14 protein-coding genes and 1 riboswitch are annotated in these 15323 nt (G+C 42.7%); of the genes, 12 read left to right on the top strand and 2 right to left on the bottom strand.

Going from position 1 to position 15323, the window contains the following annotated elements; translation table 11 throughout:
* Positions 1 to 428: 428 nt before the first annotated feature.
* From AC0VX1_RS19985 to AC0VX1_RS19930, 12 genes are all read left to right on the top strand, one after another.
* Positions 429 to 608 carry a hypothetical protein gene (locus AC0VX1_RS19985; protein ID WP_413010596.1) on the top strand — a complete coding sequence of 60 codons (180 nt, stop codon included), beginning with the start codon at positions 429 to 431 and terminating at the stop codon, positions 606 to 608.
* 757 nt (positions 609 to 1365) lie between these two features.
* Positions 1366 to 2601, top strand: a complete 1236-nt coding sequence (locus AC0VX1_RS19980) for a cytochrome P450 (RefSeq protein ID WP_475471835.1) — start codon at positions 1366 to 1368, stop codon at positions 2599 to 2601.
* A gap of 304 nt (positions 2602 to 2905) precedes the next feature.
* Positions 2906 to 3556 carry a phosphatase PAP2 family protein gene (locus AC0VX1_RS19975; RefSeq protein ID WP_475468526.1) on the top strand — a complete coding sequence of 217 codons (651 nt, stop codon included), beginning with the start codon at positions 2906 to 2908 and terminating at the stop codon, positions 3554 to 3556.
* Positions 3557 to 3639: 83 nt separating this feature from the next.
* Complete coding sequence (locus tag AC0VX1_RS19970; protein WP_063590355.1) at positions 3640 to 4251, top strand: DedA family protein; 612 nt, start codon at positions 3640 to 3642, stop codon at positions 4249 to 4251.
* A gap of 177 nt (positions 4252 to 4428) precedes the next feature.
* Entirely contained in the window at positions 4429 to 6066 is a 1638-nt protein-coding gene (locus tag AC0VX1_RS19965; RefSeq protein WP_475468523.1) for a spore germination protein, read from the top strand.
* Positions 6056 to 7282, top strand: coding sequence for a Ger(x)C family spore germination protein (locus tag AC0VX1_RS19960; protein WP_475468521.1), 1227 nt, complete (start codon positions 6056 to 6058; stop codon positions 7280 to 7282). Before AC0VX1_RS19965 ends, AC0VX1_RS19960 begins: the two co-directional genes overlap by 11 nt.
* Positions 7283 to 7303: 21 nt before the next feature.
* Positions 7304 to 8422: a GerAB/ArcD/ProY family transporter gene (locus AC0VX1_RS19955; protein ID WP_475468519.1), complete on the top strand. Its 1119-nt coding sequence runs from the start codon at positions 7304 to 7306 to the stop codon at positions 8420 to 8422.
* Between the two features lie 19 nt (positions 8423 to 8441).
* The gene (locus tag AC0VX1_RS19950) at positions 8442 to 8675 is read left to right on the top strand and encodes a YczF family membrane protein (protein WP_475468518.1); all 234 of its coding nucleotides are present in this window, start codon (positions 8442 to 8444) and stop codon (positions 8673 to 8675) included.
* 169 nt (positions 8676 to 8844) lie between these two features.
* The gene (locus AC0VX1_RS19945) at positions 8845 to 12054 is read left to right on the top strand and encodes a DEAD/DEAH box helicase (RefSeq protein ID WP_475468516.1); all 3210 of its coding nucleotides are present in this window, start codon (positions 8845 to 8847) and stop codon (positions 12052 to 12054) included.
* Positions 12055 to 12476: 422 nt separating this feature from the next.
* A complete protein-coding gene (locus tag AC0VX1_RS19940) occupies positions 12477 to 12959 on the top strand; it encodes a DUF2975 domain-containing protein (protein ID WP_413010601.1) in 483 nt (160 codons plus the stop codon).
* A 10-nt stretch (positions 12960 to 12969) separates the two neighbouring features.
* Entirely contained in the window at positions 12970 to 13191 is a 222-nt protein-coding gene (locus AC0VX1_RS19935; RefSeq protein WP_034309451.1) for a helix-turn-helix domain-containing protein, read from the top strand.
* 55 nt (positions 13192 to 13246) lie between these two features.
* A complete protein-coding gene (locus AC0VX1_RS19930) occupies positions 13247 to 14038 on the top strand; it encodes a DUF817 domain-containing protein (protein ID WP_054400641.1) in 792 nt (263 codons plus the stop codon).
* Between the two features lie 83 nt (positions 14039 to 14121).
* Here the strand turns inward: AC0VX1_RS19930 and AC0VX1_RS19925 are convergent, their stop codons facing one another.
* Both AC0VX1_RS19925 and AC0VX1_RS19920 read right to left on the bottom strand, forming a co-directional pair.
* Positions 14122 to 14436 carry a DMT family transporter gene (locus tag AC0VX1_RS19925; protein ID WP_034309447.1) on the bottom strand — a complete coding sequence of 105 codons (315 nt, stop codon included), beginning with the start codon at positions 14434 to 14436 and terminating at the stop codon, positions 14122 to 14124.
* The gene (locus AC0VX1_RS19920; protein ID WP_063594494.1) at positions 14436 to 14777 is read right to left on the bottom strand and encodes a DMT family transporter; all 342 of its coding nucleotides are present in this window, start codon (positions 14775 to 14777) and stop codon (positions 14436 to 14438) included. The genes AC0VX1_RS19925 and AC0VX1_RS19920 overlap by 1 nt, the downstream gene beginning before the upstream one ends.
* Before the next feature lie 73 nt (positions 14778 to 14850).
* Positions 14851 to 14951: riboswitch (guanidine-I (ykkC/yxkD leader) on the bottom strand.
* Between the last annotated feature and the right edge of the window lie 372 nt (positions 14952 to 15323).

The following is a 15323-nucleotide window of genomic DNA, read 5'->3' as shown; positions in this document are numbered from 1 at the left end:
ATAGCATAAGGCTATCGTTTCAGACCGTAGACAAACTCGATTTTAATCGAGTTTGTCTACGGTCTTTTTATGGCATGTGCAATTTTGACGTTGATTTCCGCTCAAGAAACTCGCTTTCCGCGGGCGGTCCGCGAGCCTCCTGCGAGGTCTCTGTAGACGCGCTTTTCCCGTAGGAGTCTCGCACCTTCCCCTCCAAACAGCTTTGTTATAAAAATTAGTTAGAAACCATACCTGATGAGTTGAAGGTGTTGGTTTGGGATCATCATTTGATCAAAGTCACTTTTACCGAACCCCTTTTGTCTACAAACAGCAATCGGTAGCAAAAGGCTATCGGTTTTTTATTCCCGATTCTCCTTAAAAAGGTTAAATTGTTCATTTTGCCTGGTGTATAATAGAATATTGAGAATGCCATTTAGGGGGATTACATAGTGAGTGGGTATAATATTGCGGATCTGGTATACCAATTGCTTTGCCTTTTATTTCTAATCCTGATCATCGTCGGGACCGTATCCCTTTTCCGTTCCATCAAGCACCGTAAAACCAGACTGGATATCATGGAAAAGAAAATGGATGATTTGCATGAACTGATTAAAAAGGGAAAAAATTGACGGCGGCATCGTGCAGGCGTTCAAGCTGCAGGTAAACTCGAAGAAAAGCGAGTTTGCCTGCAGTTTTTTTATTTAAAGAACTTGATTCCAGAAATAATATTTAATCCTATATAAAAGTGTGAAAAAAACTAGCCTTATTTTAAATCATGGTTATCACCTGTAATAGCTTGATGGGCATTCGGCAGGAAACCATTTCGACCCCTATGTTGTCGCAGTTTTTATTAATTGAAAAACTTTCCAGTTGATTTGAACGGAAGGTACGAGACTCCTGCGGGAAAAGCGTGTCCAAGGGAGACCCCACAGGCGCCAAGAGCGCCGAGGAGGCTCCCGGACCGCCCGCGGAAAGCGAGTGCCTGGAGTGGAAAGCAACGTGATCTACAAACTCCGGCAATTATAAAATATTCTATACTGAAATAACTTAGTGGAAAGCACTGTCTCCAAATTTGAAAAAGGAGGATTGGATTTCAGCATCAATTGAGAGACATAGAAAAATAGAAAAAGAAAGGGAATTGTCAAAAATAAGCAGTTTTACATAGGGGTGTCGGGATTGTGGGGCAAATTTCACGTAAGGCCGCTGGTATGGAAGATGCATGGTTTGTTGCGGTCTTTTACCCTATAATGGAATAGATGTATATTTAAGGATTTGGTGAAAAAGTCTATCAGGAATGCTCGACCCTATAACAAATCGACGGAGTTGGAGAATGCTTAACATTCGGTCCTTTTGTTAGGTAACTTTTGAGAAGTGGGAGGAGTCGGTATCATGAAAGAAGTTATTGCAGTAAAAGAAATTACTAGGTTTAAAACAAGGACGGAGGAATTTAGCCCGTACGCTTGGTGTAAAAGGATGTTAGAAAATGACCCTGTGAGTTATCACGAAGAAACGGATACGTGGAATGTCTTTAAATATGAAGATGTAAAGCGGGTTCTCAGTGATTATAAACATTTTTCAAGTGTTCGGAAACGGACCACGATTTCGGTTGGAACGGATAGTGAGGAAGGTTCTGTGCCTGAAAAAATCCAAATCACTGAAGCGGATCCACCTGATCATAGAAAACGCCGTTCACTGCTGGCAGCAGCATTCACACCTAGAAGTCTTCAAAACTGGGAACCTCGCATTCAGGAAATTGCAGATGAATTGATTGGACAAATGGATAAGGAAACGGAAATCGATATTGTGGCATCATTGGCGAGTCCGCTTCCAATCATTGTCATGGCCGATTTAATGGGCGTTCCCTCGAAAGATCGTTTATTGTTTAAGAAATGGGTGGATACCTTATTTCTTCCTTTTGATAGAGAAAAACAAGAAGAAGTAGATAAATTGAAGCAAGTGGCAGCAAAAGAATACTATCAGTATTTGTATCCGATTGTTGTGCAAAAACGATTGAACCCGGCGGATGACATCATCTCAGATTTATTGAAGTCAGAAGTGGATGGGGAAATGTTTACGGATGATGAGGTTGTCCGGACGACCATGCTGATTTTAGGTGCAGGAGTCGAGACAACCAGTCATTTATTGGCCAATAGCTTTTATTCGCTGCTATATGATGACAAAGAAGTTTATCAAGAGTTACATGAACACCTGGATTTAGTTCCGCAGGCGGTCGAAGAAATGCTCCGTTTCCGATTCAATCTTATTAAATTGGATCGCACTGTAAAGGAAGATAACGATCTATTGGGAGTGGAATTGAAAGAAGGGGATAATGTGGTTGTTTGGATGAGTGCAGCTAATATGGACGAAGAGATGTTTGAAGACCCCTTCACACTTAATATCCACCGCCCTAATAATAAGAAACATCTCACATTCGGTAATGGCCCTCATTTCTGCCTCGGAGCGCCGCTTGCCAGGCTGGAAGCGAAGATTGCGCTTACTGCATTCCTGAAGAAATTCAAGCATATTGAAGCGGTGCCATCGTTCCAGTTAGAAGAGAATCTTACCGATTCAGCGACAGGGCAAACTTTGACCTCACTGCCGCTTAAGGCAAGCCGCATGTAAAAAACGAAAAACCTTGTGCCTAACCTGCATAAGGTTTTTTTTCTTTTTGCATGTTGAATGGTATGCGTTAAATATGTTCCTGCCGCTCCTTGAAACGTTCGGCAGGAAATCTTATAGTAACCTGAAGTTGAGGTGACAATGACGAATAGAGTAGTATGATAAAGTAGAAAATTTTGTGCTCAGTCATGTTCCCCGAATTAGGTTGGCGGGCGATGAAGCGATTACACCCACCATGCAATGAAGAAGATATGATAAAATAGAAATTTCCAGATGAAACAGTTTTAATAAGTGAAAGGATGTTATCATGAAATTAAAGCAGCAATTAACCATTGCCTTTATAATAAGTGTACTTTCTTTAATCGGGTTCAGTTTCATGGCATTTACAATAAGTGCAAATGAATACCTGAAATTTGATGAAGATGTGATTTCCTTGGTGCAGGGAATTGAGTCCCCTCTGCTGACGGACATCATGAAGTTCTTTACTTACATAGGTTCAACTGATTCACTGATCATCCTTTCCTTGGTCATTTTGTTTTTCTTATATAGGGTTTTGAAGCATCGTTTGGAACTAGTCTTACTCACTGCAGTCATCGTGGGTTCACCTCTTCTCAATTTGATGGTTAAGCTATTCTTTCAACGCGCCCGACCCGATTTACATCGACTCATCGATATAGGGGGATACAGTTTCCCGAGTGGACATGCCATGAATGCATTTTCTTTATACGGTATTCTTACATTTCTGCTATGGCGTCACATTACGGCTAGGTGGGCAAGGATTCTCTTGATTCTTTTCAGCATGATGATGATCCTCTCGATAGGTATTAGCCGAATATACTTGGGGGTCCATTATCCTAGTGATATCATTGCCGGGTATTTGGCGGGCGGTTGTTGGATTGCGATTTCCATCTGGTTTTTCCAAAGGTATCAAGACTGGCGGAAGAACAAAGATCGTTAATAAAGGGAGCAAGGTTATTGCAAGATAAGCAGCCGGAAGGTAACAAGCCAGCTGTTGATTCAAGAAAGTTAGGAGCGTATTAAATGGAAAACTGGATTACGGAATTCATGAATGATTTTGGGTATATGGGAATCTTTCTATTAATAGCATTGGAGAATATTTTCCCGCCGATCCCGTCTGAGGTCATTCTAACTTTTGGCGGTTACATGACGACTAAAGCGGATATGACGATTATCGGTGTCGTGATCGCTTCGACTCTAGGGTCTGTGGCAGGGGCAGTCGTCCTTTATGGAATTGGTTTACTTCTTGATGTGAAGGTCATTGAAAGGTTTGTGGAAAGATGGGGCCATATTCTTCGGTTAACGGTATCGGACGTCCATAAGGCGAATTCATGGTTTGACAAATACGGGTCATGGACGGTGTTTTTCTGCAGGCTGGTTCCGCTGATCAGAAGTTTGATCTCGATTCCAGCAGGGATGTCCCATATGAGCTTTTGGCTCTTCCTGATTTACACAACATCCGGAACATTAATTTGGAACATCATCTTGGTGAATATCGGGGCAGCTGTTGGCTCTTCGTGGGAAGATATTGTAGGGTACATGGACATTTATTCAAACATCGTATATGCGATACTGGCCTTGCTATTAATCGCTTTCGTTGTTTTGATTTTTAGAAGGAATAAAGGCAAAGTATAATCTCAGTTTAGTTGATTGGGCCGTTATTATCGGCGTTCATTCCCTAACCGAATATGACCATTAAAGGCTGTCATTGCGACAGCCTTTTCTTATTGGAGGAAGAAAACTGAACCCAGAATAAAGGGGGAGTGCTTTGGACAAAATGAGTGAAACGAAAAAGGAATGAGGTTCGGTGCTATGGCTTCTTTTTTCAAACAAAAGAGACAAGTGAAGCAACGTGAAAAGAAAAAGGAAGATGAAAGTCAATCCAAAAGCAAAACGCCTGATTATATTGAAAGTTCCCTTTCTGCCAATCTGGAAATTGTGAAGAAAAAGACGGGAAAAAGTCCCGACATCATTATCCGAACGTTGAAAATCGGACTAAACCCGGAGATAAAAACAACTATTTTGTATGTGCAGGGTCTAATTGATAATCCTAGCGTTACGGATTTTATAATTGAATCAATCATGAAAAATCCCCACCTGTCAAAAAACATACTTCCACTGGAAGCAATGGAAATTATCTCTGAGGACGTGGTTTCCCTCGGTGGCGTAGAAAGAGTCACGGACTGGGAAAAGCTATTTTTGACATTATTATCAGGGGACACCATCATTTTTATTGATGAAGTAAACGTCGCCCTGGTTGCCAGTACAAGAGGAGGAGAGAAGCGCTCGATTCAGGAGCCAAGCACGCATTTGACTGTCCGGGGATCTAGGGAAGGGTTTACGGAATCGAATGGAACGAACATCGCCATGTTACGCCGCATCATCAATACCCCGGATTTATGGATAGAGTCGATGAAAATAGGCACTGTGACAAAAACAGACGTTTCCATCATGTATATAAATGGAATTGTCAAGGAAGGAATTGTCGAGGAGGTCAAGAAGCGCTTAAATCGAATTAACATCGATAGCATTCTTGAATCAGGGTATATTGAACAATTGATAGAAGACCAGGTCATGACCCCATTCCCAACCCTTAACCATACAGAAAGACCGGATATGGTCGCAGGAAACCTGCTCGAAGGAAGAGTGGCGATATTCGTAAATGGAACGCCTTTTGTCTTGATCGCCCCGGCAGTGTTCGTACAATTTTTCCAATCTGTCGAAGACTACTATAATCGCTTCGACATTGCTTCAGCGACACGTTTTTTACGGATCATCGTTTTTATCATCTCGATAGTCGGGCCGGCTGTCTATGTTGCGGCCACGACTTTTCATCAGGAAATGATTCCAACGAAGCTGCTGGTCATTGTAGCGGCCCAAAGGGAAACGGTTCCTTTGCCTGCCGTCGTTGAAGCGCTTCTTATGGAAATGACCTTTGAAATATTACGGGAAGCAAGTCTTCGGATGCCAAAGGCCGTTGGTTCGACGATGTCCATTGTCGGGGCATTGGTCATCGGGCAGGCGGCCGTCCAGGCTGGTATCGTATCGCCGGCAATGGTCATCATCGTCTCGATCACGGCGATTGCCAGTTTTGCAACCCCTTCTTATGCCATAGCGATTTCTGCCCGCATTGTGCGGTTCGGATTCATCATTTGTGCCGGCATGTTAGGTTTTTATGGGATGATTTTAGCTTTTATCATCCTTATTGTCCATTTATGCAGCCTGCGTTCACTTGGAGTTCCTTATATGACACCGCTCGCCCCTCTGAATCCAAAAGGGCTGGGCGACACATTCTTCAGAAGACCTATATGGGCATTCAAGGAAAGGCCGCAATATTTGACCAATGAAAATAATCTGATCAGGGAAGGCAATAACCAAAGACCGCTGCCTCCTGAATCGCGTGGAATGAAAACTTCTGACGGGAAAAAAGGTGAAGGCAATGAATCGTAAAAGATTAGTTCTGCTCTTGATGACGTTGATCGCCGCAACATTCACCACAGGCTGTTGGGATAAAACAGAGTTAAATGAAATGGCCATCGTTTCGGCGGTCGGACTCGATAGAAATAAAGAAGGGAAGTTAGTGGGAACTTTCCAAATCATTAATCCAGGAAATGTTGCCGGAGCTCTTCAGGGCGGCGGCGGATCGAATCCACCCATATCCATTTATAGGGCCACGGGAAATAATGTGCTTGAATTGGATAGCATCGCTTCAACGAAAATCTCCCGAGATATGTATTTTGCCCATGCCAACCTGGTTGTCATCGGTGAGGAACTAGCAAAAGAAGAGGGCCTTACCGATATTTTCGATGCATTTGAGCGCTCACCGGAATTCAGGGCAACTACGAGGATCGTGATTGCCCGGGGTGTGAAAGCAAGGGATATTGTCGAAACGTTAACCGCAATCGATAAGGTATCAGCCGAGAAAGTCATTAGGACGATTGAAACCACTGAAAAAACCCAGGGGAATAGTATTAGCATCAATCTCCAAGAGGTGATCAAGAATCTGCTTAGTACCGGAAAAGAACCGGTAATAAGCGGTTTTACCGTGAGAGGAAACACGGGTAAGGAAGATAAAATGGAGAATACCATGTCCTCGGATATTGAGGCGAACCCTAATGCAGCAGGGATAGGTGTTTTTAAAGATGGCAAATTGATTGACTGGCTGGATGGTGATAAGGCAAAAGGAACAATGTGGGTATTGGATAGAATCGAAAATGTCCATTTATACCTTGATTGGGAGGGTGAAAAAAACGCAGTCACCTATTCAGTCATTCGCCAAAAAACCAATATCGGGGCAAAATTGGTAAACGGCAAACCGAAAATATCGATAAAGGTCCGTGCAGAGGGAGATATCCGGGAAGCGAATGTTCCTTTGAATCTAACCGATACCCATGTTCTGATAGATATTGAAAGGAAGTTAGCGAAAGACTTGAAGAAGGAGATGGAAGACGCAATCGTTCGGGCACAAAAAAATAAATCCGATATTTTTGGCTTTGGGGAGCTCATGCACGAATCCCATCCGAAAGAATGGAAGAAACTAGAGAAAAACTGGGACGACGATACTTTTCCTAAACTGGAAGTTGATGTGCAGGTAGAAACTTTCATTCGCCGTACCGGATTACGTAATAAGCCATTTCTTTCAAATTTACAAAAGAAAGATCAATAATGGAAAGGAAGTGGCATTCTCATGGAAAAGGCAAATATCAGCGGGTACCAGCTGTTCGTCCTTATTTTCCTGTTTGAAATGGGCAGTGCACTTTTGGTTCCGCTTGCAGGTGAAGCCAAGCAAGCTGCCTGGCTGGTCATCCTTATTGCGATGATCGGCGGATTTATATTATTTTTCATTTATTATGGCCTTTTTCAATACTACCCTGATCAGCTGTTAACGGAATTTGTACGGAATATATTGGGGAATTTCCTAGGCAGGATCGTAGCTTTTCTATATATCCTTTATTTCATCTATCTTTCTGCAAGGGTGCTGAGGGATTTCGGAGATACGCTGCTTACTTTTGCCTATCCTCATATTCCGTTATTTGTCGCGAACGCTGCATTCATTTTAGTCGTGGTGTATACGGTCCGTAAGGGGATAGAAGTAGTGTCGAGGACGGGGGAATTATTCTTTGTCTTGGAGAATTTACTTTTAATGACCTTCTTTCTTCTGATTATTGCTTCAGGCATGATCCATTTAAACAACTTAAAACCCATTTTTGAAATAAGCGGGACAGAGATGGTGAAAATGGCTTTCACTAAAACCGTATTCTTTCCATTTGGAGAGATCATAGTGTTTTTAATGATTTTTCCTTATTTAAATGAACATAAGCGATTGAAAAAAATTGGAATATGGAGCTTGGCGACAAGCGGTATTTTTCTCGCGGTAATAATGGCTGTGAATGTTTCTGTACTTGGTGTGGACCTTACGACGCGTTCGCAATACCCTCTTCTTACCCTCATTCAGTCCATAGAGGTCGCTGGCTTTCTTGAACGTCTCGATGTGTACTTCTTGTTTTTGTTAATGATTGGCGGGTTCATCAAGATATGTGTATTTACTTATGTAGCGGTAACGGGTACGGCGAATGTTTTCAATGTTAAACAGCCCTCCAGACTTGCATACCCTGTTGGCATTGTCATTTTATTGATTTCGATTATTATTTCAAGCAGCTATACGGAACATATCCATGAAGGGCTGGAGGCGGTACCAAATTACATCCATCTGCCATTTCAGGTGATCATTCCATTGCTTCTCTTGATCATTGCCTTTTTTAAGAATCGAAAAAAAGGGAAGACAAGCACCAAAAAAAGTTCCTGAAAGGCGGAGTTGATCAAAAATGAAATTCTTCGGTATTACGCTTTTGCTTCTGTTCCCTATAGTGATCATATCTTTAGGTATGGATATTCTAATGGGATTTGATCTGGATAATTCGATCAAGCATGCCTTTAACCCATTTTTGGTGAAGGACCCCGCTGAACTTATCCTTTTTTTCATTCTTCTTGCATTCCTTGTATTCAGCTTCTTTTATCGAAAAAAAAAGAAAAAGAACAAGGGCAAAGGACAACAATGATGTTGCAATTCCCGTTGCTGAAATAGAGATGAACTCCGAATGGGGGAGTTTGTCTTTTTGCTTTTTTATAACCTTGTAAACCCATTTCATAGTATGATGATAAAACGAGCTTATTTAACAGCGGAATGTAAAATCATTCAACCAAAACCCCCGGGAGGAGGACGGCAATTTGGATATCAAATTGAATCGAAAAATCATAAAAGACATGTGCGGGGCCGTCTCCTTCAAAAGAGGGGAAGCTTTTCATCGTGCCAATAAAGTGACATTTGAAAGCTATCATCATGATGGTTATGAAGCATCGGTTAGAGGCAAGGAAGACTTCCATGTCACGATTGAAGTGGATGCAGTCGGCGGATTTCAGACAAAATGCAGCTGTCCTGCGCTAGCTTCCTTCCATAGGGATTGCCAGCATATTGCAGCCGTCCTGCTGTCGGTTTACGACCATATGCGAGATGGAACGATTCCTGAAGGGATACGTGCAACCGGTCCTGATGCTACAGCCCATAAGGAGTTGTCAGAGGGCTTGCTTACCCTTTTCAATAATCAGCCTGTACGCAAAAGCGGTCATCAGCGCCATTTTGAAAATAGAACGATGCTTGAAGCGGAGTTTACTTGTAAACCAGTATGGATGGGAATGGAACAATATATGTTAGGACTGGAAATGAAAATCGGTTCTCTCAATGTGTCGAATGTCCGGGATTTCCTGAAGCGAGTTAAAGCAGGAAAGCCTGCCCAAGTGTCCCCTTCATTTATATATGACCCGGTGCTGCATTGTTTTCAGAATGAAAATGATTTAGTGCTTCAGGAGCTCATTACAGTGATATCGGATGAAAAAGTCTATGTGGACGCCCTGACGGATAAATCCGAATATACATTGGACCATCACTTATTACTTCTGCCTCCATCTTCTTTTCGAAGGCTTGTCCCCATCCTTGAAGCGGCACCAATGGTGAAGCTTGCCTATGGCGGCCATACATTCAATGGCTTTCGAGTAACAAACGGACCGCTTCCTTTACAGTTTGACTTTACTGAAAGCGAGGACAAAAGTTATCAGCTGAATATTAAAAGGCTGCACGAGATGATCGTCATGAATGCATACACATTGATCTTATTTGAGGCGAAATTGGTTCAGCTCGAAAATGAGGATTTCAAACGCCTTTCAGAGTTAAAGCAAATGATGGAGGATTCGGGGATGAATCAAATTCCAATCCATCATGACCAGCTGGAATTATTCCTGGACAAAGTGGTACCAGGCTTGAAAAGACTCGGTGAAGTCCATATTGCAAGATCCATCACCGAATTGTTTTTGAAGACACCGCTGGTTGCAAAGCTATACTTGGACCGAGTGAAAAACAGGCTGCTTGCCGGGCTGGAATTCCATTATGAAAATATCGTGATCAACCCTTTGGAAAAACAGGAATCCAAGGTTATGAGGGATGTTGAGAAAGAGGCGGAGATAATAAAGCTGATGGAGGATAGCCAGTTTGCCAAGACGGACGGAGGCTATTTCTTGCATAACGAAGAATTGGAGTATGAGTTCTTGTACCATATCTTTCCTAAACTCCAGAAGCTGGTGCAAATCTATGCCACTACCGCTGTAAGGAACCGAATTTCCCGTGGAAATGCTGCACCGCGCATTAGGTTGAAAATTAAAAAAGAGCGTACTAATTGGCTCGAATTCAAATTTGAAATGGATGATATCCCAGATAAACAAATACGTGAGGTCTTAGCCGCGCTTGAAGAAAAAAGGAAATACTATCGTTTAAGGAATGGATCGCTGCTTTCCCTTGAAACAAGGGAATACGAGGAAATCAATCGTTTTCTGAATGCACTGCCCGTACAGGATGAAGACCTGGAAAGCACACTGAACATGCCCCTCATAAAAGGGCTCCAGCTCCTTGACTCCGTTAATGACAGCCAGACATTCACGATGGAAGAATCATTCCGGGAGTTTTTGGATAACATCAGGAATCCGGGCGCCTTGGAGTTCACTGTGCCAAAGAGTCTGGACCCGATTTTGCGCGAGTATCAAAAAAACGGCTACAAATGGATGAAAATCCTTGCACAATACGGTTTTGGCGGGATTCTTGCTGATGATATGGGTCTGGGAAAAACACTGCAAAGCATCACGTTCATTTTATCCGAGCTACCTGACATCCGTAAGAAAAGGGTTCCGGTGCTTATTGTCTGCCCATCATCATTGACTTACAATTGGCTGAGTGAATTCACTAAATTCGCTCCTGATATACAAGCCGTCGTCGTGGATGGAGACAAGACGGAAAGGTCGAAGCTGCTTAAAGAAATGAAGGACGTGGATGTAGTGATCACTTCTTATCCATTGCTCCGGAAAGACATCAATTCGTTTGAAAAAGAAGACTTCCATACGGTGTTTTTCGATGAGGCACAGGCTTTCAAGAACCCGGTGACACAAACGGCACGAGCGGCCAAGAAGATAAAAGCGGCACATCGCTTCGCGTTGACTGGTACGCCCATCGAGAATTCACTGGAAGAGCTCTGGTCCCTTTTCCACGTCGTATTCCCTGAACTATTCATGGGGTTAAAGGAGTATAGCAACCTCTCTAGGAAGCAGATTTCCCGCAGGATTCGTCCATTTTTGCTGCGGAGAATGAAAGAGGACGTACTAGGGGAATTACCGGAAAAAATCGAGTCGCTGGAATCGATGGAACTGCTTCCCGATCAGAAGAAACTGTACGGGGCTTATCTGGCCAAGCTGCGGCATGATACGCTGAAACACCTGGACAAGGACACCCTTCGCAAAAATCGGATCAGGATCCTTGCTGGCTTGACCCGGCTTCGGCAAATATGCTGTCACCCCGCCTTGTTTGTGGACGGATATAAAGGCAGTTCAGCAAAATATGAGCAGCTGATGCGAATTGTCGAAGATTCGAAGCATTCTGGAAGACGGGTGCTGATTTTCTCGCAATTTACAAAAATGCTTACAATCATCGGCAGGGATTTGGCCATGGAAGGACAACCCTTTTTCTACCTGGATGGACAAACCCCATCAAAGGAACGTGTGGAAATCTGCAATCGGTTTAATGCAGGAGAACGGGATATATTCCTCATTTCGTTGAAAGCTGGCGGTACGGGTCTCAATCTGACGGGTGCCGATACAGTCATACTATATGACCTTTGGTGGAATCCGGCAGTTGAAGAACAAGCCGCGGACCGTGCCCATCGAATGGGGCAGAAAAATGAGGTTCAAGTCATCAAGCTTATTGCCCGTGGGACAATCGAAGAAAAAATGAATGAACTCCAAGAGAAAAAGAGACATCTTATTGAAGAAATCATCGACCCTGGAGACAAGTCGTCTTCTGCACTTACAGAAGAGGATATCAGGGAAATCCTGATGATATAAGGGTTTAGCCGAAGGTAATAAATAAATAGTTCAGTTATGGAGCATTCCTTTGTAAAGAGGAATGCTTTTTTATTTTTAAGGCACTTTTCGTAAAGAGTGTAGTTTTTAAAACGAAACTATTTAAGGTTGATTGGAGCGGAAGTGCGAGACTCCTGCGGGAGCAGCGGGACAGGAGAGACCCCACAGGCGTTTACGCCGAGGAGGCTCACCTCCCGCACCAAGGAAAGCGAGCATCTGGAGGGGAAATCAACCACAACTCACTACCTGGTAAATAGCAATAAAGTATGTGAAAACAGCCATTTTTAAAAAGAATAGGATATTTCATTAACAATAATAATATAATAAAAAACAACAATGTTTTATTGTAAAACGATAAAACGTATGTTAAATTAAATGGACAATAAATAAGTGAGGTGCTTTTTATGAAACGAGGAACAACACTCTTTTTAAAGATGGCTGTTATTCTTATTGGAATTCCAGTTCTTGCTTTGTGCATCTTCTTGGTGCCTGGGATAGCGAATTTTGCAGCAGAATTATATCCGGATATGGCTTATTTGAAATATCTCGTTTTAATCGATTTGTATGCATCGGCGATACCTTTTTACTTTGCCCTATATCAAGCCTTTAAACTTTTAAGCTATATTGACAAGAACAAAGCTTTCTCGGAATTATCTGTAAGAGCTTTAAAGATTATAAAAAATTGTGCAATCACAATAAGTGGCTTGTATGCGGCAGGCATGCCGCTCTTTTATCTCATCGCGGAAATGGACGACGCCCCAGGTATCATAGTAATCGGAATGGTCGTCATTTTTGCTTCAATGGTGATTGCAGTCTTTGCTGCTGTTCTTCAAAGGCTTTTACAAGAAGCCATCGATATAAAATCAGAAAATGACTTAATAGTCTGAGGTGATTAACTTGGCAATTATAATCAATATTGATGTGATGTTGGCTAAAAGGAAAATGAGTGTTACAGAACTTTCCGAGAGGGTTGGAATAACGATGGCTAATCTTTCCATATTGAAAAATGGCAAGGCAAAAGCGATTCGATTAACAACCTTAGATGCGATTTGTAAGGCTTTAGAATGTCAACCCGGGGATATTTTAGAATACCGAAATGATGAAGGCACTCAAGATTAGGATTTATAAAGGGGAGTTACTCATGAATGTAGATAAAAAAATGGAGGCACCAATCATGAGGGCACTAAAACAACTCGTTCGTTTTGGTTGGGAGCAGGCCCTATCATGCTTGTTTCCTGCCGTTATTTTTGCCTCTTTGGCTATTACAAAATTCATCCCGCTTCCCTTTCTGCCGCGGTATGACTGGCTGCTCATCATCTGCCTTATCATGCAGTGGTGGATGCTGCGTTCCGGGCTTGAAACACGTGATGAACTAAAGGTCATCACCTTGTTCCACCTTATTGGTCTTGCCCTTGAACTTTTCAAGGTACATATGGGCTCCTGGACTTATCCAGAGGAAGGATATTTCAAGATTTTTGGAGTGCCTCTGTATAGCGGATTCATGTACGCTAGTGTAGCGAGTTATCTTTGCCAGGCGTGGAGGAGGTTAAAGGTTGAACTGATCAAGTGGCCGCCGTTTTTTGTCGTTGTATCCCTTGCGCTTGCGATTTATTTGAATTTTTTCACCCACCATTATTGGATGGATGTTCGTTGGTGGCTATCTGGACTTGTCATCATCGTCTTTTGGCGAGCATGGGTCACATACGAAGTTGGTGGAACCCGTTATCGCATGCCAATCGCATTTTCTTTTGTGCTCATCGGATTTTTCATATGGATAGCCGAAAATATCGCAACGTTCTTTGGAGCTTGGGAATATCCTAACCAAACCGATGCATGGAGTCTCGTACATCTAGGAAAGGTAAGCTCATGGCTCTTATTGGTGATTGTCAGCTTTCTTATAGTAGCGACGCTAAAACAGGTTAAGGGGAAAGATTCCGCTGTGATGGATGAGGGTCAATTTTTATAAGATGAATTATTCAAGTTAGATAAAAATAAATATAGACGACACATTGTGTCGTCTTTGATTTTTTCTATGCTTTTATGTCATTCCTATGAAACAAGTTTTAATCCCACTGCTGCGCCAAGGACCATGGCTATAAAAACGACCCTGCGCCAATCTTTGGATTCCCCGTATAAGAGCATCCCGATTATCGCTCCGCCTGATGCGCCGATTCCTGTCCAGATAGCGTATGCCGTTCCCATCGGCAAGGTTTTCATGGCATAAGCAAGAAACAGGAAACTTGCTCCAAATCCGATGAATAACAGCAGTAAGGATTGCCAATTTCTGTCCTTGTGCAATTTATTGATCATCGCAACCCCAAACATCTCAAAAAGCCCCGCTAAGATTAAAGAGACCCAAGCCATTATGATTCATCCCCTTTCTCAGCCTTATCATCCGTCACTAGCTTCAAGCCGATCACCCCTGATAATAAGAGGAGGATCAATAGTGTTTTGCTCAGCTTGAAGGATTCTCCAAAGAAAAGGATTTCGGAAAAAACGGTCCCGGCAGTCCCCATACCGACAAAAACGGCATATACCGTTCCGACAGGAAGCTTCCTGCCAGCCATTATCATCAAGTAAAAACTGATGATGATCGAAATGACCGTTCCAGTCCAAGTCCAAAAGTCATCTGCATGTTTTAAGCCAATCACCCAAAATACTTCAAAAAAAGCTGCAATGAATACTTTAATCCAGTTTGTGCTCATGTAATAACGCACCTCCGATTTTATTCTTTACCAAAAAAACAAAAAAAGCCCAAGAGATAACTGTTAAAACAGTTTCTCCCAGGCTTTTATCCTTCCGTGACACAGCATGCTGTGAGTTTTCTCTCGGACCAGACCAGCAATGAGACGCACTGCGGAACCCTAGAAAACCTTTGACATATACAATTACCTTTCATTATACATACTTTTTGAACTTACTCAAGGTAAAAGTTTTGCCAAATTCCAGGCCGATTTTTCCCTAATATCCGCATATGTCCCGTAACGTTTGCAGCTTTCATCTGAATACAGCGAGGCCATTTCGAACTTTCCAGACTATATTCAAATTTGAAAAAAGCCAGTTTTCCTATAGTTTTTTTATTTGGGTGAGCTGTGGTTGATTTCCACTCCAGATGCTCGCTTTCCGCGGGGCGGGCGGTGAGCCTCCTCGGCGTAAACGCCTGTGGGGTCTCACCTGTCCCGCTGCTCCCGCAGGAGTCTCGCACTTCCGCTCCAATCAACCATAAATAGTTTCGTTTTAAAAACAACAAC

The sequence above is a fragment of the Peribacillus sp. QJM3NY_7 genome, assembly GCF_056173225.1.
Note: the sequence above shows the minus strand (reverse complement) of the source record. Positions and strands in the feature narration are given on the sequence as shown.

Coding starts and splice junctions, on each gene's coding strand:
- AC0VX1_RS19930 (WP_054400641.1), top strand. CDS start 13,247: ATGAGGGCACTAAAACAACTCGTTCGTTTTGGTTGGGAGCAGGCCCTA.
- AC0VX1_RS19975 (WP_475468526.1), top strand. CDS start 2,906: ATGAAATTAAAGCAGCAATTAACCATTGCCTTTATAATAAGTGTACTT.
- AC0VX1_RS19960 (WP_475468521.1), top strand. CDS start 6,056: ATGAATCGTAAAAGATTAGTTCTGCTCTTGATGACGTTGATCGCCGCA.
- AC0VX1_RS19965 (WP_475468523.1), top strand. CDS start 4,429: ATGGCTTCTTTTTTCAAACAAAAGAGACAAGTGAAGCAACGTGAAAAG.
- AC0VX1_RS19940 (WP_413010601.1), top strand. CDS start 12,477: ATGAAACGAGGAACAACACTCTTTTTAAAGATGGCTGTTATTCTTATT.
- AC0VX1_RS19925 (WP_034309447.1), bottom strand. CDS start 14,436: ATGGCTTGGGTCTCTTTAATCTTAGCGGGGCTTTTTGAGATGTTTGGG.
- AC0VX1_RS19950 (WP_475468518.1), top strand. CDS start 8,442: ATGAAATTCTTCGGTATTACGCTTTTGCTTCTGTTCCCTATAGTGATC.
- AC0VX1_RS19920 (WP_063594494.1), bottom strand. CDS start 14,777: ATGAGCACAAACTGGATTAAAGTATTCATTGCAGCTTTTTTTGAAGTA.
- AC0VX1_RS19955 (WP_475468519.1), top strand. CDS start 7,304: ATGGAAAAGGCAAATATCAGCGGGTACCAGCTGTTCGTCCTTATTTTC.
- AC0VX1_RS19970 (WP_063590355.1), top strand. CDS start 3,640: ATGGAAAACTGGATTACGGAATTCATGAATGATTTTGGGTATATGGGA.